At 66.5% G+C, this 25,905-nt stretch carries 25 protein-coding genes; 15 read left to right on the top strand and 10 right to left on the bottom strand.

Going from position 1 to position 25,905, the window contains the following annotated elements; genetic code table 11:
* Positions 1 to 18: 18 nt before the first annotated feature.
* Together panC and panB are read right to left on the bottom strand one after the other, a co-directional pair.
* A complete protein-coding gene (gene panC, locus OEW28_RS12245) occupies positions 19 to 858 on the bottom strand; it encodes a pantoate--beta-alanine ligase (RefSeq protein ID WP_263735057.1) in 840 nt (279 codons plus the stop codon).
* Positions 855 to 1,679, bottom strand: a complete 825-nt coding sequence (panB, locus tag OEW28_RS12240; RefSeq protein WP_263735056.1) for a 3-methyl-2-oxobutanoate hydroxymethyltransferase — start codon at positions 1,677 to 1,679, stop codon at positions 855 to 857. The genes panC and panB overlap by 4 nt, the downstream gene beginning before the upstream one ends.
* 156 nt (positions 1,680 to 1,835) lie before the next feature.
* On the opposite strand from panB, the gene OEW28_RS12235 reads away from it, so the two are divergent.
* The gene (locus OEW28_RS12235; RefSeq protein ID WP_263735055.1) at positions 1,836 to 3,305 is read left to right on the top strand and encodes an ABC transporter substrate-binding protein; all 1,470 of its coding nucleotides are present in this window, start codon (positions 1,836 to 1,838) and stop codon (positions 3,303 to 3,305) included.
* Positions 3,306 to 3,365: 60 nt separating this feature from the next.
* Positions 3,366 to 3,707, top strand: a complete 342-nt coding sequence (locus tag OEW28_RS12230) for a cupin domain-containing protein (RefSeq protein WP_263735054.1) — start codon at positions 3,366 to 3,368, stop codon at positions 3,705 to 3,707.
* A gap of 25 nt (positions 3,708 to 3,732) precedes the next feature.
* On the opposite strand, the gene OEW28_RS12225 is transcribed toward OEW28_RS12230, so the two are convergent.
* Together OEW28_RS12225 and OEW28_RS12220 are read right to left on the bottom strand one after the other, a co-directional pair.
* Positions 3,733 to 4,482 (bottom strand): L,D-transpeptidase, encoded by a 750-nt coding sequence (locus OEW28_RS12225; RefSeq protein WP_263735053.1) that lies wholly within the window; start codon positions 4,480 to 4,482, stop codon positions 3,733 to 3,735.
* A 134-nt stretch (positions 4,483 to 4,616) separates the two neighbouring features.
* Positions 4,617 to 5,822, bottom strand: coding sequence for an aminopeptidase P family protein (locus OEW28_RS12220; protein WP_263735052.1), 1,206 nt, complete (start codon positions 5,820 to 5,822; stop codon positions 4,617 to 4,619).
* A 328-nt stretch (positions 5,823 to 6,150) separates the two neighbouring features.
* Here OEW28_RS12220 and OEW28_RS12215 point away from each other — a divergent pair, with 328 nt between their 5' ends.
* The 6 genes from OEW28_RS12215 (at position 6,151) to OEW28_RS12190 (ending at position 12,791) form a co-directional block, all read left to right on the top strand.
* Positions 6,151 to 7,098 (top strand): ABC transporter permease, encoded by a 948-nt coding sequence (locus OEW28_RS12215; protein ID WP_263735051.1) that lies wholly within the window; start codon positions 6,151 to 6,153, stop codon positions 7,096 to 7,098.
* On the top strand, positions 7,095 to 7,907 hold the full coding sequence (locus OEW28_RS12210) for an ABC transporter permease (RefSeq protein WP_263735050.1): 813 nt from the start codon (positions 7,095 to 7,097) through the stop codon (positions 7,905 to 7,907). The genes OEW28_RS12215 and OEW28_RS12210 overlap by 4 nt, the downstream gene beginning before the upstream one ends.
* Positions 7,904 to 9,511 carry an ABC transporter ATP-binding protein gene (locus OEW28_RS12205; protein ID WP_263735049.1) on the top strand — a complete coding sequence of 536 codons (1,608 nt, stop codon included), beginning with the start codon at positions 7,904 to 7,906 and terminating at the stop codon, positions 9,509 to 9,511. The genes OEW28_RS12210 and OEW28_RS12205 overlap by 4 nt, the downstream gene beginning before the upstream one ends.
* Positions 9,501 to 10,949 (top strand): aldehyde dehydrogenase family protein, encoded by a 1,449-nt coding sequence (locus tag OEW28_RS12200; protein ID WP_263735048.1) that lies wholly within the window; start codon positions 9,501 to 9,503, stop codon positions 10,947 to 10,949. Before OEW28_RS12205 ends, OEW28_RS12200 begins: the two co-directional genes overlap by 11 nt.
* A gap of 41 nt (positions 10,950 to 10,990) precedes the next feature.
* The gene (locus OEW28_RS12195) at positions 10,991 to 11,731 is read left to right on the top strand and encodes an SDR family oxidoreductase (RefSeq protein WP_263735047.1); all 741 of its coding nucleotides are present in this window, start codon (positions 10,991 to 10,993) and stop codon (positions 11,729 to 11,731) included.
* 64 nt (positions 11,732 to 11,795) lie between these two features.
* The gene (locus OEW28_RS12190) at positions 11,796 to 12,791 is read left to right on the top strand and encodes a P1 family peptidase (RefSeq protein ID WP_263735046.1); all 996 of its coding nucleotides are present in this window, start codon (positions 11,796 to 11,798) and stop codon (positions 12,789 to 12,791) included.
* Between the two features lie 24 nt (positions 12,792 to 12,815).
* Here OEW28_RS12190 and OEW28_RS12185 read toward each other — a convergent pair whose 3' ends face one another.
* On the bottom strand, positions 12,816 to 13,604 hold the full coding sequence (locus OEW28_RS12185) for an alpha/beta hydrolase (RefSeq protein WP_263735045.1): 789 nt from the start codon (positions 13,602 to 13,604) through the stop codon (positions 12,816 to 12,818).
* An 81-nt stretch (positions 13,605 to 13,685) separates the two neighbouring features.
* On the opposite strand from OEW28_RS12185, the gene OEW28_RS12180 reads away from it, so the two are divergent.
* The 5 genes from OEW28_RS12180 to OEW28_RS12160 all read left to right on the top strand — a co-directional run bounded on the left by OEW28_RS12180 (position 13,686) and on the right by OEW28_RS12160 (position 19,285).
* The gene (locus OEW28_RS12180) at positions 13,686 to 15,164 is read left to right on the top strand and encodes an NAD-dependent succinate-semialdehyde dehydrogenase (RefSeq protein WP_263735044.1); all 1,479 of its coding nucleotides are present in this window, start codon (positions 13,686 to 13,688) and stop codon (positions 15,162 to 15,164) included.
* Between the two features lie 233 nt (positions 15,165 to 15,397).
* Complete coding sequence (locus OEW28_RS12175; RefSeq protein ID WP_263735043.1) at positions 15,398 to 15,931, top strand: hypothetical protein; 534 nt, start codon at positions 15,398 to 15,400, stop codon at positions 15,929 to 15,931.
* Positions 15,932 to 16,088: 157 nt separating this feature from the next.
* Positions 16,089 to 16,586 (top strand): peptidoglycan-binding protein, encoded by a 498-nt coding sequence (locus tag OEW28_RS12170; protein ID WP_263735042.1) that lies wholly within the window; start codon positions 16,089 to 16,091, stop codon positions 16,584 to 16,586.
* Positions 16,587 to 16,721: 135 nt separating this feature from the next.
* Positions 16,722 to 17,261 carry an RNA polymerase sigma factor gene (locus tag OEW28_RS12165; RefSeq protein ID WP_263735364.1) on the top strand — a complete coding sequence of 180 codons (540 nt, stop codon included), beginning with the start codon at positions 16,722 to 16,724 and terminating at the stop codon, positions 17,259 to 17,261.
* Entirely contained in the window at positions 17,258 to 19,285 is a 2,028-nt protein-coding gene (locus OEW28_RS12160) for a vWA domain-containing protein (protein WP_263735041.1), read from the top strand. The genes OEW28_RS12165 and OEW28_RS12160 overlap by 4 nt, the downstream gene beginning before the upstream one ends.
* A gap of 82 nt (positions 19,286 to 19,367) precedes the next feature.
* On the opposite strand, the gene OEW28_RS12155 is transcribed toward OEW28_RS12160, so the two are convergent.
* The 5 genes from OEW28_RS12155 to OEW28_RS12135 form a co-directional block, all read right to left on the bottom strand.
* Positions 19,368 to 19,832 carry an Hsp20 family protein gene (locus tag OEW28_RS12155; RefSeq protein ID WP_263735040.1) on the bottom strand — a complete coding sequence of 155 codons (465 nt, stop codon included), beginning with the start codon at positions 19,830 to 19,832 and terminating at the stop codon, positions 19,368 to 19,370.
* Between the two features lie 120 nt (positions 19,833 to 19,952).
* On the bottom strand, positions 19,953 to 20,738 hold the full coding sequence (locus OEW28_RS12150; RefSeq protein WP_263735039.1) for a trypsin-like serine peptidase: 786 nt from the start codon (positions 20,736 to 20,738) through the stop codon (positions 19,953 to 19,955).
* A gap of 75 nt (positions 20,739 to 20,813) precedes the next feature.
* Positions 20,814 to 22,097, bottom strand: a complete 1,284-nt coding sequence (gene glcF / locus OEW28_RS12145) for a glycolate oxidase subunit GlcF (protein ID WP_263735038.1) — start codon at positions 22,095 to 22,097, stop codon at positions 20,814 to 20,816.
* Positions 22,097 to 23,197, bottom strand: coding sequence for a glycolate oxidase subunit GlcE (gene glcE / locus OEW28_RS12140; protein ID WP_263735037.1), 1,101 nt, complete (start codon positions 23,195 to 23,197; stop codon positions 22,097 to 22,099). Before glcE ends, glcF begins: the two co-directional genes overlap by 1 nt.
* 67 nt (positions 23,198 to 23,264) lie before the next feature.
* Positions 23,265 to 24,698, bottom strand: a complete 1,434-nt coding sequence (locus OEW28_RS12135; protein ID WP_263735036.1) for an FAD-linked oxidase C-terminal domain-containing protein — start codon at positions 24,696 to 24,698, stop codon at positions 23,265 to 23,267.
* Positions 24,699 to 24,783: 85 nt separating this feature from the next.
* Between OEW28_RS12135 and OEW28_RS12130 the strand changes: the two genes are divergently transcribed.
* Together OEW28_RS12130 and OEW28_RS12125 are read left to right on the top strand one after the other, a co-directional pair.
* Positions 24,784 to 25,485, top strand: a complete 702-nt coding sequence (locus tag OEW28_RS12130; protein ID WP_263735035.1) for a DUF599 domain-containing protein — start codon at positions 24,784 to 24,786, stop codon at positions 25,483 to 25,485.
* A 37-nt stretch (positions 25,486 to 25,522) separates the two neighbouring features.
* The gene (locus OEW28_RS12125) at positions 25,523 to 25,897 is read left to right on the top strand and encodes a hypothetical protein (protein WP_263735034.1); all 375 of its coding nucleotides are present in this window, start codon (positions 25,523 to 25,525) and stop codon (positions 25,895 to 25,897) included.
* The last annotated feature ends 8 nt before the right edge of the window (positions 25,898 to 25,905 follow it).

The following is a 25,905-nucleotide window of genomic DNA, read 5'->3' as shown; positions in this document are numbered from 1 at the left end:
CGGCTCGACGCCGAAACCTCAGACGGCGATGTTGTCGATCAGCCGAACGTCACCCAGCACTGCCGCTACCAGAAGCCGCGCCGGCGCCCGAAGGTCCTGCAGCGGCTCAAGCGTTTCGGCGTCGCGCAGGTCCAGGTACTCGACGGTGGCGAAGCCCGCCCGGATGATGGCCCCTTGCGCCGCATCCAATGCCGCCTTGACCGGCGCTCCGTCCCTGATGGCCCTTGCGGCATCCTGCATGGCGCGGTGCAGCGCCGGCGCGATCGCCCGCTCTGCCGCGCTTAGCCGGACATTGCGCGATGACATCGCAAGCCCGTCGGTCTCCCTTTTCGTCGGGCAGCCGATGACATGGACCGGAATGTTCAGATCCCTCACCAGCCGGCGAACGACCTGAAGTTGTTGCCAGTCCTTTTCGCCGAAGAAGGCCCGCCCGGCCTGGGTCATCCCGAACAGCTTCGTCACCACCGTCGCGACCCCGTCGAAGTGGCCGGGGCGATGCGCCCCCTCCATCGGGCCGGACACGCCCGTCACCGAAACCTTCGAGGCGAAGCCCTCCGGATAGACCTCGTCCGGGCCCGGCGCGAACAGCACGTCGACGCCGTCCGCTTCCAGCAGCGCCAGGTCATGCGCCTCGTCGCGGGGGTATTTCTTCAGGTCCTCGGGATTGTTGAACTGCATGGGATTGACGAAGATCGTCACGATCACCCGGTCCGACTGGGACCTTGCGGCCCGCGCCAGGCTGAGATGACCGTCATGCAGCGCGCCCATGGTCGGCACGACGCCGACCAGCGCGCCCGACCGCTTCCATCCCGCGACCTTCTCGCGCAGTGCCTCGGCGCTTCGGATCACCTCGGTCATTTTCCGGGCTCCTCGCCAAAAACGTGCTCGGGCGCGGGAAACCGGCGCGCGCGCACGTCCTCGGCATAGGCCGCGATGGCGCGGTCGGCCTCGCCGCCCAGTTCGGCGTAGCGCCGAACGAACTTCGGCCGAAACTCGGTGAACATGCCCAGCATGTCATCGACAACCAGCACCTGCCCGTCGCAATCGGCCGAGGCGCCGATGCCGATCGTGGGCACATCCAGGCCTTGCGTGATCTCGCGGGCCAGCGCGTCGGGCACCTTTTCCAGGACGACCGCGAAGGCGCCCGCCTCGGCAACCGCGACCGCATCATGGCGGATGCGCTCGGCGTCCGCGCCGCGGCCCTGCACCCGGTAACCGCCAAGCTGGTTGACGGCCTGTGGCGTCAGGCCGACATGGCCCATGACCGGGATGCCGCGCGCCGTCAGGAAGGCCACGGTTTCGGCCATGTGGGCCCCGCCTTCCAGCTTGACGGCGGCGGCGCCCGTTTCGGCGATCAGGCGGGCGGCGTTCCGGAACGCCTGGGCCGCGCCTTCCTCGTAGCTGGCAAAGGGCATGTCCACGACCATCAGCGCCCGCGACAGCCCGCGCGCGACGGCCTGTCCGTGCAGGATCATCATCTCCATCGTCACACCCAGCGTCGATGGCAGGCCATGCAGCACCATGCCCACGCTGTCCCCCACAAGAACGATGTCGCAATGCGCATCGACCAGCCGCGCCATGGGCGTCGTGTAGGCCGTCAGCGTGACCAGAGGCGTGCCGCCCTTGCGGGCGCGGATATCGGGCGGCGTCAGGTGCCTTTGGTCTGAAGTCGCGCTCATCGCGGTCCCTCCCCTCGCAATTGCGGGTCCTTTCTAGCTGCGACGCAGCATTGTCGCCAGTCCTTCGTTGTTTCTCGGGACTTGATCGTAGCGTGAATGCCCGACACTCTTGCACCATCGCCCGCCGGACGGCGCGGGCCGGATGGAGGGACGCCCATGCTGAACCGCCTGAGCCTGAGCGCGCTGATCGCGATGACCGCCTCTGCGGCCCTTGCCGCGCAGGACACGATCACCGTGGGAATGGTGCTTGAGCCGCCGAACCTGGATCCGACCGCGGGCGCGGCAGCCGCGATCGACGAGGTCGTCTATGCCAACATCTTCGAGGGCCTGACGCGCTTCGGCCCCGACGGTTCGATCCGCCCCGCGCTGGCCGCAAGCTGGGATGTCGAGGATGGCGCCCGCACCTACGTCTTCCACCTGCACGAGGGCGTGACCTTCCACGACGGGACGGCAATGGACGCCGAGGACGTCAAGTTCTCGCTTGACCGGGCGCGGGCCGAGGACAGCGCCAACGCGCAGAAGGCGCTGTTCGCGGGGATCGAGAACGTCGAGGTGGTGGACCCGCTGACCGTCAGGGTCACGCTTTCCGCGCCGAACGGCAACTTTCCCTTCAACATGGCCTGGGGCGACGCGGTGATCGTCGCGCCCGAATCCGTCGAAACGGACGCGACCATGCCGGTCGGCACCGGGCCGTTCAAGTTCGTCGAATGGGTGCAAGGCGATCACGTGACGATCGAGCGGAACCCCGATTACTGGGGCGAACCCGCTGCCCTGTCGAAGGCCACCTTCCGCTTCATCTCGGATCCGACCGCCGCGTTCGCCGCGATGATGGCCGGCGATGTGGATGCCTTCCCAAGCTTCCCAGCGCCCGAAACCTTGCCGCAGCTTGCCGCCGACCCGCGCTTCAAGGTCATCGTCGGCTCGACCGAGGGCGAGACGATCCTGGCGATGAACAACAAGCAGCCGCCGCTGGACGACATGCGCGTGCGCGAAGCCATCGCCCATGCGATCAACCGTCAGGACATCATCGACGGCGCCATGTTCGGTTACGGCACGCCGATCGGCACCCATTTCGCGCCTCACAATCCCGACTATGTCGACCTGACCGGGATTTCGGCCTACGACCCGGAAAGATCGAAGGCGCTTCTGGCCGAGGCCGGGGTCGGCGAGTTGACGCTGCGCCTTGCGCTGCCGCCGCCCACATACGCGCGCCGGGGGGGCGAGATCATCGCCGCGCAGCTCGCGGAGGTCGGCATCGGGACCGAGATCACCAATCTCGAATGGGCGCAGTGGCTGGAACAGGTCTTCAAGGGCAAGGACTTCGACCTGACCATCGTCAGCCATACCGAACCGGCCGACATCAACATCTACGCCCGGCCTGAATACTATTTCCAGTACGGAAAGCCGGAGTTCGTGGCGCTGATGGACAGGCTGAACCTGGCCACCGAAGACGCCGAACGCTCCGCTATCGTGAAGGAGGCGCAGGAGATGATCGCCAGGGACTTCGTGAACGGATACCTGTTCCAGTTTGCCAAGACAGGTGTCGCGAATGCGAAGATCGAGGGGCTTTGGGAAAACGCGCCCACCCAGGCCAACGATCTGACGGCCGTGCACTGGACAGAGTGACCGCAAGCGGTCACAAGCGGATCCGCACGCTCGGGTCCGCCCGGCAACAACGGAGACACCATGACAAACTTCCTGCGCATGTCCGCCGAGGCGGCCACGCCCGAACACGAACGCCCCGAGCCCGAAAAGGTGATCTCGGGCGATCCCCAGTTCACCACCTGGAACCTTGAGGAACGCGGCGGCCTTTACTGTGGCATCTGGCAGGCGACCCCCGGCAAGTGGCGGATTTCCTACGAGGAATGGGAATACATCCGCATCCTCGAAGGCCGGTCCGTCATCACCTTGGACGACGGCACCGAATACCCGCTGGGCCCCGGCGACAGCTTCATCCTGCGGCCGGGCTTTTCGGGCACATGGGAAGTGATCGAGACGATCCGCAAGGAGTACGTCATCCTTCTCTGATCCGGGTCAAAGGCTCCTAGATCCTTCAGACGCCGGGATCCTCTACCGCAACCTCGGTCGCGCCATAGATGGATTCCGGCGACACGATCGTCGGCGGAAGCTCGACACCCCTTGGTGACAGCGTGGGCCCGAGCAGGCGAAGCGAATCCGCCTCGGTCCGCACATTGACCTCGGTCGGGATCGAGACCCTGTCGTAAAGGTCGATGATGTCGTGGTTGAAAAGCCGTATGCAGCCGGCGGACCCCGAGTTGCCGATCGACCTGAGGTCGTTCGTTCCGTGGATCCGGAAGTAGCTGTCACGACCGCCGCGATAAAGATACAGCGCGCGCGCGCCCAGTGGGCTCGCGACGCCGCCGGGAACGCCACCCGCGAAGGGGCCGTAGACATCGGGCTGCGTGCGCAGCATGTTCTTGGTCGGCGTCCAGCCCGGCCATTCCTTCTTTTGCCGGATCGTCGTCTGCCCGCGCAGCGCCAGTCCCGCACGGCCAACCGCAATCGGATAGCGCCAGGCGGTGCCGTCGCCCAGGATGTAGTAAAGGAACTTGGCATAGGGATCGATCTCGATCGTCCCGGCCGGGCGCTCGCCTTCATAGAAGACAAGCTGACGCCGGTTCGGCCAGGCAAGATACTGCGGCGGAACCGGCGGCAGGTCGTAGCCACCGTCCTGCAAGGGCCCGTAGCCTTCGATCGGCGCGAAGCCGTAGCGGCTGACCGGATCGTCCGGGCTGACCGTCGGCGCGGGGGCGCAGGCCGCAAGCGCCGCTGATCCGGTCAAGGCTAGGAAGGAGCGCCGCGAAGGCTTCGGGTTCATGTCAGGCATCTTGGGTCCGCGCTTTTTGTCTGTAGTCGCATCCCTAGCAAGATTTTGCCCCAAATCAAAAGACCCCTTGTGCGACGCTCCTCCTTCGTTCAGCCGACGACGTTGAAATCGGGGCCGTAGGGATAGTGCGTGATGTCCTCTGCCCCGTCCTCGGTGATGACAAGGATATCGTGCTCCCGGTACCCGCCAGCACCCGGCTGGCCCTCGGGGATCGTCAGCATCGGCTCCATCGAGATAACCATGCCGGGTTCCAGCACCGTGTCGATATCCTCGCGCAGTTCCAGCCCCGCCTCGCGGCCGTAGTAGTGGCTGAGAACGCCGAAGGAATGGCCGTAGCCAAAGGTCCGGTACTGCAGCAACTGACGCTCTTCGAAGAAGTCGTTGATCTTGGACGTGATCTCGGCGCAGGACGCGCCGGGCTTCAGCAGGCTCATCCCGTATTCGTGCGCCGCGACGTTCGCCTCCCAGATCCTCAGGGATGCGGCGTCGACCTCGCGCACGAACATCGTGCGTTCCAGCGCGGTGTAATAGCCCGAGATCATCGGGAAGGTGTTCAGCGACAGGATGTCGCCAACCTCAAGCTTGCGCGCGGTGACGGGATTGTGCGCGCCGTCGGTGTTGATGCCCGACTGAAACCAGACCCAGGTGTCACGGTACTCGGCGTTGGGGAAGCGGCGGGCGATCTCGCGCTCCATCGCGTCGCGGCCCGCCATGGCTACGTCGATTTCCCGCGCGCCGACCGCGACGGCCTCGCGGATCGCATAGCCGCCCACGTCGGCGGTGTTGGCGCCGGCACGGATCATCGCGATTTCTCCAGGCGACTTTATCATCCGCTGCTTCATCGTCGCGGGCGCGATGTCGATCGTCTTCGACGGCGACAGGAACGCCTTGAGCTTTTCGGATTGCAGCAGCGTCAGGTGGTCGGCCTCGTAACCGATGACCTTGCCCGGTCCAGTCACCGAAAGGATCGCGCGCCAGTAGTTGTCGCGCTGCCAATCGGTATAGGTGATGTTGTCGCCGTGGCAGCGCCGCCAGGGCTGCGCGGCGTCGATCCCGGCCGATATCGTGACATCCTGCGTTGCCGTCACGACCAGGCCGTAGGGCCGGCCGAACGAGCAATAGAGGAAGCCCGAGTAGTAGGCGATGTTGTGCATCGAGGTGAGCACGCAGGCGTCCACGCCCTGCTCGGCCATGCTGCGGCGCAGACCGGCCAGGCGCGCCTCGTATTCGGATGCGGCGAAGGGCAGGATCTTCTCGCCCTGGTGGAAACGGTATTGCTGGGGACGTTCCGTCATTTCATCAGACCTCACTTGATGGGGTCCGAATATGTCGCGGAACCCCGAAAGGTCCCGGCGTACAGGACTTGAGCGGATCGCTCCGCAAGCATTGGGGCACAGACCCCTGCGGCGACGCCATCGCCACGGGCTCGGCACCGTTCTTAGCTTCGATCCTGTGGTCTGGCACGCCCAAAAACGACATTCCCGCTGTCTTCCCGTCGCGGGACTTGGGCATCGGCGGGCGCGTCCACGATCTTGACTGCACGATGAACGGACCCGGCGCGTCACGCGCCCTCTGGACCACCCGGCCCCTTCGCCATAGCCTCGCCTCGTGAAGGGGCCGGGCATGACTCGATATCTTTTCAGACGCACGCTTTCACTGGCCCTGAGCCTTCTGGCTGCAAGTCTCGTGATCTTCCTGGCGATCGAGATCGTGCCGGGCGATCCCGCGTCCTACATGCTGGGCCTGAACGCAAGCCCGGAAACGGTCGCGGCGCTGCGCGACCAGCTGGGCCTGAACGCCGCCCCACCCGCGCGCTACCTTTCCTGGGTGGGCGGCATGATGCGCGGGGACTTCGGGATATCCTACACCTACAGGGTGCCCGTGGCCGATCTGGTGGCGCAGCGGCTTCAGGTTTCTTTGCCGCTGGCGCTGTTCGCGCTGGCGCTGAGCGCACTTGTGGCCTTTCCGGCGGGACTTCTGGCCGCCGCCCGGCGCGGGCGCGCCACGGACACCGCGATCATGGGCGCGACGCAACTGGGCATTGCCCTGCCGAACTTCTGGTTCGCGATGCTGCTGGTGCTGGTCTTCGCGCTGCACTGGCGGATCTTCCCGGCAGGCGGCTTTCCCGGATGGGACGGCGGCATCGGGGCCGGGCTTGCCGCCCTGACGCTACCCGCGATCGCGCTGGCCCTGCCGCAGGCCGCGATCCTTGCGCGCGTCCTGCGCTCGGCCCTGATCGAGACCGAGGGTCAGGACTATATCCGCACTGCCCGTGCCAAGGGGCTGACGCGCACGCAGACCCTGATCCGCCATGCGCTCCGAAACGCGATGATCCCGGTGCTGACGATCCTTGGCATGCAGTTTTCCTTCCTGCTCGCCGGCGCGATCATCATCGAGAACGTCTTCTACCTTCCGGGCCTCGGCCGCCTTATTTTCCAGGCAATCACCCAGCGCGACCTGATCGTGGTGGAATCCGTCGTCATGATCCTTGTCTTCGCGGTGATCCTCGTGACCTTCCTCGTCGATCTGGCCTATGCGCTGGTCGACCCCCGGCTTCGGCGGCGCGCATGAGGCTTTCGCTGCATCTCGGTCTCGCCCTGACGCTGGCGGCGCTTCTGGCAGCGGGCGTGTCGCTCCTCTGGACGCCCTATGATCCCGCGGCCCTTTCCATCGCCGAAAAGCTTCGCCCGCCCTCCGCCGCCCATTGGTTTGGCACCGATCACTTCGGGCGCGACATCGCCGCGATGCTGATGGCGGGCGCGCGCACCTCGATCGCGGTGGCGCTGGTCGCGGTGGGCATCGGCATGGGCCTTGGCGTGCCTTTGGGGCTTCTGGCCGCAGCCCGGCACGGCGGCATGGCGGATGAGGTCGTGATGCGCGGCAACGACCTGATCTTCGCCTTCCCCTCGCTTGTCATCGCGATCCTGATCACCGCCGTCTTCGGTCCGTCGGCGTTCAATGCGATCCTGGCGATCGGGATCTTCAACATCCCGGTCTTCGCCCGCGTCGCACGGGGCGGGGCCCTGTCTCTCTGGACCCTTGATTTCATCCGCGCCGCCGAGGTCGCGGGCAAGGGCGCGGTGCGCATCTCCGCAGAGCACATCCTGCCCAACATCTCGAACCTGCTGATCGTTCAGGGGACCATCCAGTTTTCGTTGGGCATCCTGGCCGAGGCGGGCCTGTCCTATGTCGGACTGGGCGCGCAACCGCCCACGCCCAGTTGGGGCCGCATGCTGGCCGAGGCGCAGACGATGGTGACGCTCGCGCCCCATGTCGCGATCTTCCCAGGCCTTGCCATCGTGCTGACGGTGTTCGGGCTGAACCTGCTGGGCGATGGCCTTCGCGACCGGCTGGACCCAAGGCTGAGGGCGCGGGCATGACCTTGCTGGCGGTCCGCGACCTGTCGCTTCGCATCGGTCCGACGCCGATCCTGTCCGATGTCACCTTCGACATCGCTACGGGCGAGGTCTTCGGCCTGGTCGGGGAAAGTGGCTCGGGCAAGTCGATGACGGCCCTTGCCCTGATGGGGCTGCTGCCCGGAACCGCCCGCACCGAGGGTCAGGCCCACTTCGGGGATATCGACCTTCTGGCGCAGGACGACGCGGCGATGACCCGACTGCGGGGGCGCGACGTCGGCATGATCTTCCAAGAGCCCATGACCGCGCTAAACCCGATGAAGACGATCGGGGATCAGGTCGCCGAAACCCTGCTGATCCACCGCGCCGCCTCGCGCGCAGACGCGCGCCGGGTCGCGCGGGAAAAGCTGGAGCGCGTGGGATTGCCCCCCGACCGTTTCCCGCTCTCGCTTTATCCGCACGAGCTTTCGGGCGGTCAGCGCCAGCGCGTCGCGATCGCCATGGCCATCGCTCTGCGCCCCAGGCTGCTGATCGCGGATGAGCCGACAACCGCGCTGGATGTGACCACGCAGGCGCAGATCCTTGACCTGCTTCAGGGTCTGGTGCGCGACGAAGGGCTGGCGCTGCTGCTGATCACGCATGATCTTGCCGTCGTCGCAGGCATGGCGCGTCATGTCGCCGTCATGCAGCATGGCCGGATCGTCGAAACCGGGCCGGTGGAACGCATCTTTCGCGCGCCCGGCAAGGACTATACCCGCCAGCTTCTGGCGGCCTCCGACCACCGCCCGGCCCGCAAGCCGCAAATGCCCACGTCCAATCCCCAGGCGCTGCTTAGCGTCGACAACGCGGTCAGGGAATACGTCCTGCCGCGACCTTCGGCGTTTGCCGCGCATCCCCGCCTGCGCGCCGTGGACGGGGTCAGCCTTGCCATCAGACCGGGGGAAAGCCTGGGCCTGGTGGGGGAATCCGGCTGCGGCAAGTCCACACTGACACGCGCGATCCTGGGGCTTGATGCGCTGCAGGGCGGCACCATCCGCCTGGGCGGCGCGCCCGTGATCGCGGGCCGCAGCATGTCGCCCACGCTGCGGGCTCGGGTTCAGGCGGTGTTCCAGGACCCCTACGGCAGCTTCAACCCGCGTCACCGCGTCGATCGGCTCGTGGCGGAACCCTTCCACCTGATAGGGTTGCCGCCGGATGCCGAGGATCGCATCGCCGCCGCGCTGGAAGAGGTGGGGCTGAGTGCTGCCGACCGGCACAAGTACATCCACGAATTCTCCGGCGGACAGCGCCAGCGCATCGCAATCGCCCGCGCGCTGATCATCCGGCCCGACCTCATCGTCCTTGATGAAGCGGTATCGGCCCTTGACGTCCGCGTCCGGGCGCAGGTGCTGGACCTGCTCGCCCGTCTTCAGGAAAGCCACGGGCTGGCCTACCTGTTCATCAGCCACGACCTGTCGGTGGTGCGCGCGGTGACGGACCGGGTGCTTGTGATGCAGTCCGGTCGCATCGTCGAGGCGGGAGAGACCGCAAGGGTCTTTGCCAGCCCCGAACATCCCTACACCCGCCGCCTGATCGCGGCGGCGCCAACGATTCCCGACGCCTGGAAGGAGCATGCCCATGCCGATTGACCGCCTGTGGTTCGACCCGACCGAGTTGCTCATCGGCGGGGCCTGGCGACCGGCCCCGGATGCGCTGCCCATCGAGGATCCCTCGACCGGGCGTCAGATCGGGACCATCGCGCGAGGTACCGCCGCCGACATCGACGAAGCCGTGGCCGCGGCGCAAGCCGCGGGGCGCGGAGACTGGGGCCGAATGACGGCTGCAGAGCGTGGCCGGGTCCTGACGCGGATCGGCCGGCTGGTTCTGGAACGCGCCGAGGATCTGGCCGTTCTGGAGGCGACGGACGTCGGCAAGCCGCTGAAGCAAGCCCTGGCGGATGCGCTTGCGCTGGCCCGCTACATGGAATTCTACGGCGGCGCGGCGGACAAGCTGATGGGCGAAACCATCCCCTACCTGGACGGCTACACGGTCTATACCCTGCGCGAACCCCATGGCATCACGGGGCATATCGTGCCGTGGAACTATCCGATGCAGATCATCGGCCGGTCTGTCGGGGCGGCGCTGGCCATGGGCAACGCGACGGTGCTGAAGCCTGCGGAAGAGGCGTCTCTGACCGCACTTGCCTTTGCGCGGATCGCGGCGGAAGCGGGCCTGCCGCCCGGCGCCCTGAACGTCGTGACGGGGCTGGGCGAAGAAGCGGGCGCCGCGCTGGCCGCCCATCCCGGCGTGAACCACATCAGCTTCACGGGATCTGTCGCGGTGGGCGCGCAAGTGCAGGCGGCGGCCGCACGCAACGTCGTGCCGGTGACGCTGGAGCTTGGCGGCAAGTCGCCGCAGATCGTCTTCGCCGACGCCGATCTGGACGCGGCGCTTCCGTTCCTGGTGAACGCGGGCATCCAGAACGCGGGCCAGACCTGTTCGGCCTCGTCCCGGATCCTGGTGGAGCGGTCGCGCCACGACGAGGTCGTTGCGCGGATGGCAGAACGTTACCGCGCGCTCAGCGTGGGGCCGGCGCTGGCCGACCGCGACGTCGGACCGCTGATCTCGGACCGGCAGAAGCAGGTCGTGGAGGGGTATCTCGCGCTGGCCGATGCGTCGCGGATCGTGTCGCGTGCGCGCATGCCCAGCGACCTGCCCCAAGCCGGACACTACGTCGCGCCCGCGCTGATAGCGGGCATCGGCCCCGATCACCGGCTTGCGCGCGAGGAAATCTTCGGCCCCGCGCAGGTCGTGCTTCCCTTCGAGGACGAGGACGAGGCCGTCGCGATCGCGAACGGGACCGACTACGGGCTGGTCGCCTCGGTCTGGACAGAGAACGGCGCGCGTCAGATGCGACTTGCCAGGCGGCTTCGGGCAGGTCAGGTTTTCGTGAACAACTACGGCGCGGGCGGCGGGGTTGAACTGCCGTTCGGCGGGGTCGGCAAGTCGGGCCACGGCCGCGAAAAGGGGTTCGAGGCGCTTTACGGGTTCTCGACGCTGAAGACCGTCGCGGCCAGGCATGGATAGGCCCGACGACGCCCCTGACGCAGCAAGAAGGGATGGCGGACATGCGGCTTGACGGAAAGACTGCCATCATAACCGGGGCGGGATCGGGATTCGGCGCCGGGATCGCGCGCAAGTTTGCCACCGAAGGCGCACGCGTGATGCTGGCCGACATCAACCTCGAGGCAGCGCAGGCGGTCGCAGCCGAGATCGGCGGGCACGCCAGGCATGTCGATGTCTCTGACGCGGCAAGCGTCGCGTCGATGGCCGAGGCCGCGCGCCAATGCCTCGGTCCGCTCGACATCCTGGTCAACAACGCCGGTGTCACCCATCTGCCGGCCGCCCTGGACGAGGTCGGCGAAGCGGATTTCGATCGCGTCTTCGCGGTCAATTGCAAGTCGGTCTACCTGACGGCGCGGGTCCTTGTCGGGGCGATGCGCGCGCGCGGAGCGGGCGCGATCCTGAACGTCGCCTCGACCGCCGGGCTTTCGCCGCGGCCGCGGCTGAGCTGGTACAACGCCTCCAAGGGTTGGATGATCACCGCGACCAAGGCGATGGCGGTGGAACTGGCCCCCCATGGCGTCCGCGTCAACGCGATCTGCCCGGTCGCGGGCGAGACCCCGCTTCTGAAAAGCTTCATGGGCGAGGATACGCCAGAGATGCGCAGGAAGTTCCTGTCCACCATCCCGATCGGGCGCTTCTCGACACCCGAGGACATGGGCAATACTGCCGCCTTCCTGTGTTCGGACGAGGCGTCCATGATCACGGGCGTCGCGCTGGAAGTGGATGGCGGTCGCTGCATATGAAACCGCGCCCCGGGGGCGCTGCCCCCGGACCCCCGGGATATTTGGGAAAAGAAGAGAGACAAGAATGCGTCCGGGCCCCAGGAACCTGATCACCGACATCGAGGGGCTGCTTGTCGGCAACTCGGAAGATCATCACGTCCGCACCGGCGCGACGGTGCTGCTGGGCGAACGGCCCTTCACGGCGGCGGTCCATGTGATGGGCGGCGCGCCGGGCACGCGGGAAACCGACCTGCTGTCGCCTGACCGGCTGGTCCAGAAGGTGGACGCGCTGGTCCTGTCGGGGGGGTCCGCGATGGGGCTTGACGCGGCCTCGGGCGTGGCGGACGCGCTGCGCGCGGCGGGGCGTGGTTTCGACGTGGGAGGGCAGAAGGTGCCGATCGTGCCGGGCGCGATCCTGTTCGACCTCTTGAACGGCGGGGACAAGGACTGGCATGAAAACCCCTACCGCGGGTTTGGCCAGCGCGCGCTGCAGGCGGCGGGGCGCGAGTTCAAGCTGGGCACCGCCGGCGCGGGAACGGGCGCCACGGTGAAGGGTCTGAAGGGCGGACTTGGCTCCGCCTCGGTCGTGATGGAGGAGGGGATCACCGTCGGCGCGCTGGTCGCCGTTAACGCGCTTGGAGCCGTCACGGTCGGCGCGGGGCCACAGTTCTGGGCCGCGCCATGGGAAATGGGGGAAGAGTTCGGGGGACTGGGATTGGGCCGCGACCTGGATCCGGGCGCGGAGCCCCTGCCCGAGAAGCAGCCCGGGGCTGCGACGACCATTGCCATCGTCGCGACGGACGCCGAGCTGACACGGCCCGAAGCGCTGCGGATGGCTGTCGCGGCGCATGACGGGATGGCCCGCGCCATCGTGCCGTCGCACACGCCCTTTGACGGTGACCTGGTCTTCGCAGCCTCGACCGGCCTTCGCCCGCTGCCCGATCCGGTCGCCAGCCCCTTCCGACTGGGCCACGCCGCCGCGTGCTGCCTTGCCCGCGCGATCGCCCGCGCGGCCTATCTGGCCGAGCCGATGGCGGGCGATCTGCTGCCTGCCTGGCGCAGCCGTTTCGATGCCCTTTGAGAGCACGGCTCCGGCACTTGCCGCTCAGCCCAGGAGCGCGCGCATCAGCGGCGTTTCGGGGCTTTCCAGCCCCTCGATCACATCGAAATGGTGGCGGCCGGGATCGATCGTCACGGGACATGTCCAGGCGTTGCCAAGCCGGCGCGCCTGGTCCAGGAAGGCGGGCCGTTCCGCGCCGCCCACCCAGACATGCGCCTTGACGCCCGGGCGACGGGGCAGAAGCGCGGGGCTTTCAGACCGCGCCTCTGCCCGGTCCAGGCGCAGGTCCGCGTTCATCCCGGTCTCGATCAGCGGAGAAAGAACAGATAGCGGCGAGATCGGAACGATCCGTCTGAGGCGCGCGGTGATATCCGGGTCAAGCGGCGCGCCGATATTGCCCAGTCGCGCCGCCAGGTGCCCGCCGGCGGAATGGCCGGTCAGGACGATCGGTCCGGCGACCTGATCGGCGATGCGGGGCAGCGCCCGCGCCATCTGGCGGGTGATCTGCGAAATCCGGGCTTCGGGCGCCAGCGTGTAGCCGGGCAAGGCGCAAGCCCAGCCACGGTCGACGGCGCCGCTGGCAAGGTGGGAAAAGTCGCGCGGCCCGAACGCGCGCCAAAAGCCCCCATGGATGAAGACAGCCAGCCCCTGCGGTTCACCTTCTGGCAGGAACAGGTCGAACCACTCGGCGGGCGCGTCGCCATAGGTCAGCCCCAGGCGCGCGCGGTCGCCGCAGGCCGCGCGGAACGCCATCGCCGCCTCCGTCCAGCGATGAGGAAAATTAGCACCATTGATAATATATTTTGCATTTGCGAACGCATCGTCATATCTCATCGCAGTCACCCGTTCGTTGCACCGCAGGACAATAGCTCAATGCCGGTGCAGATGATCAAATGCAAACATGAGGGGGCTGCCATGCTCGATTCCGCCACCGATCTTCGCGCGCGTCTGAAGGACCCGTCGCTTCTGGTTACCAAAGCCTATGTCGCCGGCCAATGGATCGACGCGGACGACGGCAAGACCTTTACCGTGACCAACCCCGCCCGCGGCGATGTCATCTGCACGGTGCCGGACCTGACGCGCGCCGAAACCGCGCGCGCGATCGCCGCCGCGGATGAGGCGCGCCACGAATGGGCCGCCCGCACCGGCAAGGAACGCGCGGCAGTGCTGCGCAAATGGTTCGACCTGATGGTCGCCAACGCCGATGACCTGGGCGCGATCCTGACCGCCGAGATGGGAAAGCCGCTGGCCGAGGCGAAGGGTGAGATCCTGTATGGCGCATCGTTCGTGGAATGGTTCGCCGAAGAGGCCAAGCGCGTCTATGGAGAGACGATCCCGGGCCACCAGCGCGACAAGCGTATCACAGTGATCAAGCAGCCGATCGGCGTCGCTGCTTCGATCACGCCCTGGAACTTCCCCAACGCGATGATCGCACGCAAGGTCGCCCCGGCGCTGGCGGTCGGCTGCGGCTTCGTCGCCCGCCCCGCTGCGGAAACGCCGCTGTCGGCGCTGGCCATGGCGCTTCTGGCCGAGCGCGCGGGCCTGCCGGCTGGTGTCTTCTCGGTCATCACCTCCAGCCGGTCGTCGGACATCGGCAAGGAGTTCTGCGAGAACCACGCCGTGCGCAAGCTGACCTTCACCGGCTCGACCGAGGTCGGGCGCATCCTGCTGAAGCAGGCCGCCGACCAGGTCATGAAATGTTCGATGGAGCTTGGCGGCAACGCCCCCTTCATCGTCTTCGACGACGCCGACCTCGACAAGGCGGTCGAAGGCGCGATGATCTCCAAGTTCCGCAACAACGGCCAGACCTGCGTCTGCGCCAACCGGATCTATGTGCAGGCGGGCGTCTACGACGCCTTCGCCGAAAAGCTGGCGGCGGCGGTCAACAAGCTGAACGTCGGCGACGGGCTTGAGGACGGTGTGACCACCGGACCGCTGATCAACGAGGCCGCCGTGGTGAAGATCGAGGAACACATCGCCGACGCGGTGGCGGGCGGGGGCCAGATCGTGACGGGCGGCAAGCGTCATTCGCTGGGCGGCACCTTCTTCGAACCGACCGTCGTGACCGGCATTCGCCAGGACATGAAGGTTTCGACCGAGGAAACCTTCGGCCCGCTCGCGCCGCTCTTCAAGTTCGAGACCGAGGAAGAGGCCATCCGGCTGGCCAACGACACGATCTTCGGCCTCGCGTCCTACTTCTACGCCCGCGACATCGGCCGTATCACCCGCGTGCAAGAGGCGCTGGAATACGGCATGGTCGGCGTCAACACCGGCCTGATCTCGACCGAGGTCGCGCCCTTCGGCGGCGTCAAGCAGTCGGGCCTTGGCCGCGAAGGGTCCCACCACGGGATCGAGGACTACCTGGAGATGAAATACATCTGCCTGTCGGTCTGACGGATCGGGCGACAGCATGACCCGAAGCGGGGGCCGCCTGGCCCCCGTTTTATTTTCAAGAGGCCGGATTGGAACCGGACCTGCCTCAGCCTGAGATGCCCGCCGAGAGGGATGGCGGATTGCGGCATCACCCGGCAGCACCACCTGCGGTTTCGCCACATAGACACGCAACACAGACCGACCTACGGTAAAGGCCCGTATGATTTTCTTTCCTTTTGAGAGGCTTCTCTTGAATGAAACTGACTAGATTTCTGGCCCTTGCCACTGCGCTGGCGATATCTGCCGCACCCGTGTCTTCCGAAACCATCAAGCCAAAGGGCGGTTCGGCCCTCATCGGCTGGTTCGGGCCGTGGTATATGACCAAGACCACTTTTGCCGACGGTTCGCGCGTCTGCTTCGCGCACAACCTGAGCGCAAACTACACTTTGCCGCGACTGTCGATCCTGTCGGTCGTAGGCGGCAAGGATCCCGGCCCCTGGGTGCAGTATCAGGGCCGAGCGGATTTTCCGCCGAATTCCCAGGCAGACCTGACGATTGGCAAGGCGGGTTTCAAGCTGGGGACCGGTTCCGAAGGGCCCGACCCGGTGCTTACGCCGCGCAACGAGAAGGAAGCGATTCAGATCGTGAATGCCCTGCTCGACGCCGAGAAGGGCGGTCAGAACAGGGTCTCTGTGACAGATGGTTCCGGCAAGAGCTACAAGTTCAGCACGAGGCAAACGGCGAAGGTCGTCGGGTATCTCGAGCGCAACTGCGACTTCAAGCACTGAGAGAACGCGCCGGCGGTCAAACCGCCAGCGTTATCCGATAGCAGCCGCCCGATTTTGCCTATCACGGCGCCCGATCGCAGGTTGGGGTCATCGAACAACAGCGCGGCGCAAAGGCACAGACCTGGGGACGCGCCGCACGACCCCGAAAGGAACAGTCATGAAGATCAACCTGCGCAAATCCGCCATCGCCGCGACCGCTGCCCTGTCGCTGGCGGCCGCCTCGGCCACGCCCGTTCACGCGCTTGGCAAGAACGAAAAGAATTTCCTTCTGGGCGCGGGCGCTGCGCTTCTGCTTGGCTCGCTCTACCTGAAGAACCAGCAGCAGGCGCAGGCGCAGCAAGCCTACCGTGCGCCCACCTATCAGACCCCGACCTACCGGCAGCCGTCCTATCAGCAGCCGACCTATTACCAGCCGACGCAGCCCGCCTATTCGACCAGCGCCGCGTCCCAGGCCTTCAACAGCTATTCCGCGACCGAGCGGCGCCGGATCCAGGACAAGCTTCGGGCCTACGGCTACTATCGCGGCTCGATCGACGGCAGCTTCGGACCGCAGACCTACCAGGCGATCTCGGGTTATGCCGGGGCAACGCTGGGAACCGAGAAACTTTCGTCGGTCAACGGCGCCTACGAGGTCTACAACAGCCTGCTTTACTGACCGGTTTGCCCTAGCGCATCCCGCGGCGTCCGCTCCGAAAAGGGCGGGCGCCTTGTTCGTTGCGGCACACTTCAAAAAAAGCGTCACGCCGCCCAAGGATTGACGCGGCCCGCGCGTCATAGTTCCGTCATGCGCATGCAAACCCCGGACGAAGCCCTGGCGATTGCCGCCTCGAACGGAGACCGCGAGGCTTTCGCGGCGCTCATTTCCCGGCATTACGACCGGGTCTTCGCTCTGTCGTTCCGCCTGACCGGACGGCGGGCAGAGGCCGAGGACCTGACGCAGGACATCTGCTGCGCCCTGCCCGCCAAACTTGCAAGCTATCGACAGGAGGCGCGCTTCACGACCTGGCTCTACCGCGTCACGGTGAACGCCGCGCACGATCGCCGCCGCCGTGCTGCTACCCAGGCCAGGGCCGCCGACGGCTGGGGCGACTGGGAGATCAATCGCCGCGCCGGTATCGCCGAAGCGGCCGAGGCGCAGGACTGGCTGACCACCACGATGGCGCGGCTTTCCCCGGAACTGAGGGACACGGTTGCGCTGACGCTGGGAGAGGAACTGAACCAGAAGGAGGCGGCCGAGATCCTCGGCGTTTCCGAGGGCACGGTCGCCTGGCGGATGAGCGAGGTGAAGAAACGCCTGCGGGACTTCGCGCGGGCGGAGGGAATGCTATGACCGACGATCTCGAAAAACTGCGCGCGGGGCTCAAGTCCCTGCACCCGGTGCCCGACCAGACGGCAAAGGCCAAAGCCCTGGCCCGCGCAATGGAAAGTTTCGACCGCGCCCAAGAAACCGCGGACGCCCGGCGTCCCATCTCGGACCGCCCCAAACGGGCGGGCTTCCTGACAGGAGTACGCGAGATGCTGACGAAACTGACCACACGCCCCGCGCTGACCATGACCGCCTCGCTTGCCGCCCTCGCGGTGGCGCTGACGATCTATCCGCAACTGCGGACCGAAGCACCGATGCCCACGGCTTCCCAGCCCAGGCCCGCAACGGCCCCGGCCGACGGCACGATGACAGGGGCCACAACCCAGTTGGACGACACCGTTCTGTCCGAGGCGGAAAAGTCGGTCGCGCCCCAGTCCGCGGAACGGACGGAAAGCGACGCGGCCGAAGCGTTTGCCGTAGGCGAGCCCGCGATGGAAATGGCACCGCAGGCGCAGTTGCGGGCGCCGGTAGAGGGACTGGCCGCCAGCGGCCTTTCGTCCGAGGCCCAGCCCGCCCCCCCCGCAGCCCCGCCCCCGACACTTGGCGCGAAACGGATCGCGCCGGATGTGATCGCGCCGATGCCCGAAGCCGACACCGAGACCTTTGCCAACGCTGATCGCAACCCGGTGAAGGTCACGGTCGAGGACCCGGTTTCGACCTTCTCGATCGATACCGACACGGCGGCCTGGGCGGTCCTGCGATCCTCGATCAGCAGCGGTTATCTGCCGGACCCCGCGGCGGTGCGGATCGAGGAAATGGTGAACTACTTCCCCTACGACTACGCCGCCCCCGAAGCGGGCACGGCGCCCTTCCGCGCTGCGGTCAGCCTGTTCCAGACGCCCTGGAATGCGGACACGCGGTTGCTTCGCATTGGCATCCAGGGGGCGCTGCCCGCCACGGACGACCGCCCGCCGCTGAACCTGGTGTTCCTGATCGACACCTCGGGGTCGATGCAGGACGCGAACAAGTTGCCCCTGCTCAAGCAGTCGCTGCGCCTGATGCTGTCCGAACTGCGCCCCGAAGACCGGATCGCGATCGTCACCTACGCGGGGTCCGCTGGCCAGGTTCTCGAAGCCACCGCGGCGTCCGACCGCGGACAGATCCTGGCGGCGCTGGACCGGCTTGACGCGGGCGGCTCCACCGCTGGGGCGGAGGGGCTGGCGCTCGCGTATCGCGTGGCAGAGACGATGGGCGGCGACGGGCATGTCGGACGGATCCTTCTGGCAACCGACGGCGACTTCAACGTCGGCATCTCGGATCCCGAGGAATTGAAGGACTTCGTTGCGGCCAAGCGCGACGGCGGCATCTACCTGTCCGTCCTGGGCTTCGGGCGCGGCAATCTTGACGACGCCACGATGCAGGCGCTTGCCCAGAACGGCAACGGGACGGCAGCCTATATCGACACGCTTTCCGAGGCGCAGAAGGTCCTGGTCGACCAGCTTTCGGGCGCGCTGTTCCCGATCGCCAACGACGTCAAGATCCAGGTCGAATTCAACCCCGCCGCCGTCGCCGAATACCGTCTTATCGGCTACGAGACGCGCGCGCTGGCACGCGAGGACTTCAACAACGACAAGGTCGACGCGGGCGAGATCGGCGCTGGCCATCAGGTCACCGCGCTTTACGAGGTGACGCCCGTCGGCAGCCCGGCCATCCTGAACGACCCGCTGCGGTATGGCTTGACGCCGGTTCAGGGCGATGCAGGCGAACTAGGCTTTCTCAAGCTGCGCTACAAGGAGCCCGGCAAGAACGCGTCCGTGCTGATCGAAACGCGGATCCCTGCTGCGATGGACAACGCCGACGACGACGCCCGGTTCGCGGCGGCGGTCGCCGGCATGGGGCAGCTTCTGACAGGCGCCAGGTATCTGGGCGACTGGGGCTGGGATGACGCGATCAGCCTGGCCAACGGCGCCAAGGGCGAAGACTCGTTCGGTTACAGGGCAGAGGCCGTGCAACTGATGAGGCTTGCGCAAAGCCTTGCCCGCCAGTGACCGGCGCTTTCCCTGCCATCCGTGCAGCGCAATGAAAAAAGGGCGCGCAACCGCGCGCCCTTCGACATCGTAAAGGGGCGGATCAGCCCTGAACCGTTTCCACGGCCTTCGCCTCGACCGTATCGCCTTTGGCGATCTCGATCCGGCGCGGTTTGAGCGCCTCTGGCACCTCGCGCACGAGATCGATGTGCAGCATGCCGTCGACGTGGCTCGCGCCCGTGACCCGCACATGATCGGCCAGCGCGAAACGGCGTTCGAACGCGCGCGTGGCGATGCCGCGGTAAAGATACTTGCGCTCGCTTTCCTCTGCCGACTTGCGGGCCGTCACAAGAAGCGCGCCTTCCTTGACCTCGACGTTCAGCTCATCGGCCGAAAATCCGGCCACCGCGATCGAGATCCGATAGGCGTTGTCGTCCGTCTTCTCGATATTGTAGGGGGGATAGGTCTGTTGCCCGCCATCGGTGGACAGGACCCTGTCCATCATGTCGGCGATCCTGTCGAAACCGACGGTCGCACGGTACAGCGGGGCGAAATCGTAACTGCGCATGTTCATCCTCCATCGAGCGATGCTGACGCCCTCCCGGTTTGGGACGGGCAGGTTTTCCGGGACCCGTTGTGGCGTCCCGACACTCAGGATTTGGGAAATGAGGCGCGGGCTTTCAAGCCCTCAGGGTTTGAGGAACTTGGCCCCTGCAGTGCCCTTGGTGAAGGCCGGCAAGCCCTTGATTCCGCTCCGGTCGAAAACCGCGCGCAATTCGCCCAGCCGCTGGTCAAGATACATGCCAAGCGCCACCGTGCCCTCCTTGGTCTCGGCCATGCCCGAAAGGACCGAGACGACCCGCGGCGCGCCATCCGCCAAGCTCAGCACGGGTGAACCGGAGGCGCCGAAATCAACCTCGCAGGTCAGTATGATCACGCCTCGGGCGCGCTCTCTGGTCCGGCATTCGGACTGGAAGGACGGGGTTTCGGAACGCTCCCGCGCATAGGACAGGACCGCGACCCTGTCGCCCCGGCGCGGGCTGGATCCGGTGGGGAGCGGATTGGCGGTGGGCGCCCGGATCGGAAGGTCAAGCTCGATGAAGGCAAGATCGGCCGAGACCCTCGAAACCCAGTCTTCCGCCCCGAAGACATAGTCGGGATGCGGCACCACCCGCCGTCCCTTTCGCACGGCGGCGGCATGGCCGGTCTGCCAGCCTGCGCGAAACTCGAACGCGTCGGGCGGCATCAGCATCTTGCTGCCAGGATCGTAAAGGCAGTGCGCCGCGGTCAGGACAAGGTCGGGTTCGATCAGGGTTCCAGTGCAGAAGCCACGGCCGTGGCCGATGTCGATCCGGCCGACCGCTTCCCAGCCGCGCACGGAATCCAGCGTCGTGAGTGCGCGCAGCGCCGCGTCCTGCGCCGGGGCAGAGGACGGCAGCAACGCCAGCAAAAGAGTCCAGACAAGGCGGCGCATCGGGCATCCTTTTCGTGCCCCCATGCTGGCGGGCAGTTCGGGCAAGATTATGGCCAAGCCGCCGAATCGCAAGCCCTACGCCAGCGCGCGCGGCTTGGGCCCGCCAGTCGCCCAGTCGATCAGTTCGACGGTGTGGACCACGGGCACCTTGGTCCCCGACCCGATCTGCATCATGCAGCCGATGTTGCCGGCGGCAATCAGATCGGGTGCCTTCGCTTCCAGCGTGGCGACCTTGCGCCGCTTCAACTCGCCGGAAATCTCAGGCTGCAGCAGGTTGTAGGTACCCGCCGACCCGCAGCACAGGTGGGAATCCGCCGGTTCGACCACCTCGAAACCCGCCGCCTTCAGCAGGTCCTTCGGCGCGGTCTTGACCTTCTGCCCGTGCTGGAGCGAGCAGGCCGCGTGATACGCCACGCGCAGCCGCTCGGGCGCGCGGGCCTCGGGCGCCAGACGCGCAAGAAGCTCGGTGATGTCGCAGGCAAGCCCCGCGACCTCGGCCGCCTCATCGGCCAGCGCCGAGGTGCGGAACATGTGCCCGTAGTCCTTGACCGTGGTCCCGCAGCCCGATGTGTTGATCACGATCGCGTCCAGCCCGGCCGCGCGCTTTTCGGCCATCCAGGCGTGGATGTTGGCCTCGGCGGACCTGTGGCTGTCGTCGGTCCGGCCCATGTGGTGGGTCAGCGCCCCGCAGCAGCCCGCGCCCTTGGCCACGACCACCTCGCACCCAAGGCGGCGCAGCAGGCGTATCGTGGCGTCATTGATGTCCGTGTTCAGCGCCTTCTGCGCGCAGCCGGTCATCAGGGCGACGCGCAGCTTCCGCTCCCCCCGGGCCGGAAAGACCTGCGGATCGTCATTGCGGCTGACCGGCGGAATGGTCTTGGGCGCCATGGCGATCATCGCCCTGAGCCGCGCGTCGGGCAGGACCCCGGCGAAAGGCCGGGCGATCTTCGCCCCCAGCAACGAAAGGCGGAACACCATCGGGTTCGGGATCACCCTGGCAAGAACCCAGCGCAACGCGCGGTCGCGCCAGGGCCGGCGGTAGGTCGCCTCGACATGCGCGCGGGCGTGGTCGATGAGGTGCATGTAGTGCACGCCCGACGGACAGGTCGTCATGCAGGCAAGGCAGGACAGGCAGCGGTCAAGATGCTTGACGGTCTTGGCATCGGCCGGCCGTCCATTTTCCAGCATGTCCTTGATCAGGTAGATGCGCCCGCGCGGGCTGTCCAGTTCGTCGCCAAGAACCTGGTAGGTCGGGCAGGTCGCGGTGCAGAACCCGCAATGCACGCAGGACCGCAGGATCTGGTTCGCGCGCGCGATACCCGGATCCTTGAGTTGTTCTTCGGTGAAATTCGTCTGCATCAGCCCATCCGCCCCGGATTCAATATGCCCCTGGGATCGAAACGCGCCCGAATTCCCTTGGTGATCGCCGCGACCGCCGGTGCTTCCGGTTCGAACACGGAAAGACGCGCGCGCGTCTCCGTTGCCGCGCGAACCAGGGTCGCATGCCCATGATAGGGGCGCGCAAGCGCACGCGCGTCGGTGCCCTCGGGCATGAGCGCCCACAAGAGCCCGCCGCCCCAGTCCAGCATCACCTGCTGGCCCAGTCGATTGGCCACCTCCGGCGCCTCGGACGGCTTCAGAGAGAATCGCCAGACATCGCCATCGCGCCCGTGGAAAGGCGTGACCTCCGCCACCTGGCGCCACAGGGCTGCACCATTCTCGGCACGATGAACCTCGCCATGCGGCGACAAAAGCGTTTCCAGACGCCCAGCGCGATAGGCGACAGAACCGGCGAAACCCTCGACACGGACCAACGCGCCGGTGCCCGGAAGAAACGCCGCGCCGGTGATGTCGTAGGGGGAAGAGAGCGCCGCCGACAACGCGGCAACGGCGTTGGCGACGGTCAATCCGGGCAGGACGAGCGTGGCCGAGGTTTCCGCTGCGGGCAGGACCTTCAGCGACACCTCGGACAGCACGCCAAGCGTGCCCCATGACCCCGCCATCAGCCGGGCAAGGTCGTATCCGGTGACATTCTTCATCACACGGCCGCCGTTCTTGATGATTGTGCCCGCGCCATCGACGAATCGCACCCCCAAAAGCGAATCCCGGCACGCGCCGGCCTGAACCCGGCGGGGGCCGGACGCATTGGCAGCCACCATCCCGCCCAGGGTCGGCGTGCCCTGGCTTCCCAGCAGGGCGCTCCAGTCCGCAGGCTCAAAGGCCAGCCGCTGGCCCTCAGACGCCAGCGCCGCCTCGATTTCGGCAAGCGGCGTGCCGGCACCGGCGACCAGCGTCAGGGCGCCCGGTTCGTAAAGCCTGATCCCTGTCAGACCGGACGTTTCAATCACCGCGCCCGCGACCGGGCAGCCGATGTCGCGCGTGCCCCCGCCCCTGACAATCAGGGGGCCCTTGGCGGCGCGCACCGCGTCGGCCAGTTCCGCCTCGTCTGAAACCCTCACGCGCTGTCCTTCCTGATTGCGGACTTTCCCTGGGTCGGATCAAGCCGACGCCCTTGCCACCCGCAACTCATGCCGCGCGCCGTCCGGCGCTGACCGACAGCGGAAAGACCTTGGCGGGATTCAGCAGCCACTTCGGATCGAAGACATCCTTCACCCACATCTGCGCCTCCATGTCCTGCGGCGAAAACTGCACGGTCATCAAATCGCGCTTCTCGATCCCCACCCCGTGTTCGCCGGTCAGGCACCCGCCCAGCTCGACGCATAGTTTCAGGATCGCGGCCCCAAGCGATTCGCACCGTTCCAGATCGCCGGGTCTGTTGGCGTCGAACAGGATCAGCGGATGCATGTTCCCATCGCCAGCATGGAACACGTTGGCGACATCCAGGCCGTAGTCGCGGCTCATCTCTGCGATGCGGCGCAAGACCTCTGGCAGCGCCGAAACCGGGATCGTGCCGTCAAGGCACATGTAGTCGTTGATCTGCCCCATCGCCCCGAAAGCCGACTTGCGACCCAGCCAGATCTTGGCGCTTTCGGCCTCGGAGCCGCTTTCGCGGAACTCAAGCGGATCGTGCCGTGTCGCGATCTGGCGGATCAGGCCAAGCTGCTCGTCAATCTCGGCGGGGCTGCCCTCGACCTCGACGATCAGCAGCGCCTCGCAGTCGGGATAGCCGGCATGGGCGAAATCCTCGCAGGCGCGGATGCAGGGGCGGTCCATGAACTCGATCGCGACGGGCAGGACGCCGGCCTTGATGATGTCGGCGACGCAGGCCCCGGCCACCTCGTTCGAACCGAAGGCGATCAGCACGGGTCGCGCGCCCTCGGGCTTGGGCAGGATGCGCAGCACTGCTTCGGTCACGACCCCAAGCTGTCCCTCCGATCCGCAGACCACGCCCAGAAGGTCAAGTCCGCCGGAATCCATCTGCGCGCCGCCCAGTTCCACGACCGTGCCGTCCATAAGGACGAGCGTCACACCCAGCAGGTTGTTGGTCGTCACACCGTATTTCAGGCAGTGCGCCCCGCCCGAATTCATCGCTATGTTGCCTGCGATCGCGCAGGCAAGCTGGCTTGACGGGTCTGGCGCATAGAAGAAGCCGTCGGATTCCACTGCCCCTGTCACCGACAGGTTCGTTCGTCCCGCCTCGACCCGGACGAAGCGGTTGGGATAATCGACCTCAAGCACACGGTTCATGCGCGCAATGCCCAGCACGACGCAATCTGCCGTCGGCAGCGCCCCCCCGGCAAGCGAGGTGCCGGACCCCCTGGGCACGACCGGAACGCGCTCTTCATGGCAGATCCTCAGCGCAGCCGACACTTCCGCCGTCGTCCTTGGAAGGATCGCGGCCAGCGGCGGGCAGCGATAGGCCGACAAGCCGTCGCATTCATAGGCGCGTGTTTCCGACGGATCATCGATCACGGCGTCCTCGGGCAGTACCTCCCTCAGGCGACGGACAATTCGCTCCTTGTTCGACAGGACCGCAGGATCGGGTTGGGGCAGGTGCATTGGAAATCCTGTATAATCTGGTAAAATAATATTACCAATATAAGCGTATGGCAAGCAAACTCGCGACACGATACTGTCCCCGCAAATGAACCTGCAATCTGCACTCGCGCATTTTGGCGCAATCGACTTCGCCGCGGTGGGTTTCATCCTTGCCGCATGGCTGGCGATCGGCTGGCGAATCGAAAATCCCTCCACCCGAAACCCCTCTGTCGCGACGCTGATGGTGGGATTCCGGCGCGAATGGATGCGCCAATTCGTCGCCCGCGACGCGCGCATGTTCGATGCCGCGATCATGGCCAACCTTCGGCAGGGAACCAGTTTCTTCGCATCCGCCTGCATGATCGCAATCGGCGGGGGGCTCGCCCTGATCGGCAACACCGAACGGCTGCTGGGACTGGCACAGGACCTGACGCTGTCCAGCGCCCCCGCCATCGTTTGGGAGGTCAAGATCCTGCTGGTCCTTCTGTTCCTGACGAACAGTTTCCTGAAGTTCGTATGGGCGCACAGGCTGTTCGGCTATTGCGCGATCATCATGGCGGCGGTCCCGAACGACGCGGGGCACGCGGACGCATCGCTCAGGGTCGAACAGGCGGCCGAGATCAACATATCGGCCGCCAAGAACTTCAATCGCGGAATGCGGTCGATCTACTTTTCCCTCGGGGCACTTGCCTGGCTGGCAAGCCCCTGGGCGCTTGTCTTTGGCACGATCGTGACGGGTTCGGTCCTCTGGCGGCGCGAATTCGCCTCGCACTCCAAGCAGGCGCTGATGCGGGGCACGCCGAAGTGAAGCCCACGGCGGCCCAACTTGTGCCAGAATGGCGCGCATGAATCGGCTCAGCCTTGTCCTGCCCATCGCCGCCCTGTCCATCGTCCTTGCCGGAGCTCCGGTCCTGGCCGACACGCCCGAAGTGATCGCCGCGAAAGCCAACCGCCTGGATCATGCCTGGTCGATTTCCGTCACGCTTTCCCATCCCGATACCGGCTGGGACCATTATGCCAACGCCTGGCAGGTCCTCGCCCCCGATGACAGCGTCCTTGGAACCCGGACGCTGACGCACCCGCATGTCGAGGAGCAGCCCTTCACGCGATCAATTGATCACGTCGTCATCCCCGAAGGCTTCGATCACGTGCTGATCCGCGTGCGCTGCAATCTTGACGGATGGTCGCCGCGATTGATCTGGCTGGAACTGCCCCGCTGACGCGCCGG

The sequence above is a fragment of the Albidovulum marisflavi genome (assembly GCF_025751435.1).
GTDB lineage: Bacteria > Pseudomonadota > Alphaproteobacteria > Rhodobacterales > Rhodobacteraceae > Albidovulum > Albidovulum marisflavi.
Note: the sequence above shows the minus strand (reverse complement) of the source record. Positions and strands in the feature narration are given on the sequence as shown.

Coding starts and splice junctions, on each gene's coding strand:
- panC (WP_263735057.1), bottom strand. CDS start 858: ATGACCGAGGTGATCCGAAGCGCCGAGGCACTGCGCGAGAAGGTCGCG.
- panB (WP_263735056.1), bottom strand. CDS start 1,679: ATGAGCGCGACTTCAGACCAAAGGCACCTGACGCCGCCCGATATCCGC.
- OEW28_RS12235 (WP_263735055.1), top strand. CDS start 1,836: ATGCTGAACCGCCTGAGCCTGAGCGCGCTGATCGCGATGACCGCCTCT.
- OEW28_RS12230 (WP_263735054.1), top strand. CDS start 3,366: ATGACAAACTTCCTGCGCATGTCCGCCGAGGCGGCCACGCCCGAACAC.
- OEW28_RS12220 (WP_263735052.1), bottom strand. CDS start 5,822: ATGACGGAACGTCCCCAGCAATACCGTTTCCACCAGGGCGAGAAGATC.
- OEW28_RS12215 (WP_263735051.1), top strand. CDS start 6,151: ATGACTCGATATCTTTTCAGACGCACGCTTTCACTGGCCCTGAGCCTT.
- OEW28_RS12210 (WP_263735050.1), top strand. CDS start 7,095: ATGAGGCTTTCGCTGCATCTCGGTCTCGCCCTGACGCTGGCGGCGCTT.
- OEW28_RS12205 (WP_263735049.1), top strand. CDS start 7,904: ATGACCTTGCTGGCGGTCCGCGACCTGTCGCTTCGCATCGGTCCGACG.
- OEW28_RS12200 (WP_263735048.1), top strand. CDS start 9,501: ATGCCGATTGACCGCCTGTGGTTCGACCCGACCGAGTTGCTCATCGGC.
- OEW28_RS12195 (WP_263735047.1), top strand. CDS start 10,991: ATGCGGCTTGACGGAAAGACTGCCATCATAACCGGGGCGGGATCGGGA.
- OEW28_RS12190 (WP_263735046.1), top strand. CDS start 11,796: ATGCGTCCGGGCCCCAGGAACCTGATCACCGACATCGAGGGGCTGCTT.
- OEW28_RS12185 (WP_263735045.1), bottom strand. CDS start 13,604: ATGAGATATGACGATGCGTTCGCAAATGCAAAATATATTATCAATGGT.
- OEW28_RS12180 (WP_263735044.1), top strand. CDS start 13,686: ATGCTCGATTCCGCCACCGATCTTCGCGCGCGTCTGAAGGACCCGTCG.
- OEW28_RS12175 (WP_263735043.1), top strand. CDS start 15,398: ATGAAACTGACTAGATTTCTGGCCCTTGCCACTGCGCTGGCGATATCT.
- OEW28_RS12170 (WP_263735042.1), top strand. CDS start 16,089: ATGAAGATCAACCTGCGCAAATCCGCCATCGCCGCGACCGCTGCCCTG.
- OEW28_RS12165 (WP_263735364.1), top strand. CDS start 16,722: ATGCAAACCCCGGACGAAGCCCTGGCGATTGCCGCCTCGAACGGAGAC.
- OEW28_RS12160 (WP_263735041.1), top strand. CDS start 17,258: ATGACCGACGATCTCGAAAAACTGCGCGCGGGGCTCAAGTCCCTGCAC.
- OEW28_RS12155 (WP_263735040.1), bottom strand. CDS start 19,832: ATGCGCAGTTACGATTTCGCCCCGCTGTACCGTGCGACCGTCGGTTTC.
- OEW28_RS12150 (WP_263735039.1), bottom strand. CDS start 20,738: ATGCGCCGCCTTGTCTGGACTCTTTTGCTGGCGTTGCTGCCGTCCTCT.
- glcF (WP_263735038.1), bottom strand. CDS start 22,097: ATGCAGACGAATTTCACCGAAGAACAACTCAAGGATCCGGGTATCGCG.
- OEW28_RS12135 (WP_263735036.1), bottom strand. CDS start 24,698: ATGCACCTGCCCCAACCCGATCCTGCGGTCCTGTCGAACAAGGAGCGA.
- OEW28_RS12130 (WP_263735035.1), top strand. CDS start 24,784: ATGAACCTGCAATCTGCACTCGCGCATTTTGGCGCAATCGACTTCGCC.
- OEW28_RS12125 (WP_263735034.1), top strand. CDS start 25,523: ATGAATCGGCTCAGCCTTGTCCTGCCCATCGCCGCCCTGTCCATCGTC.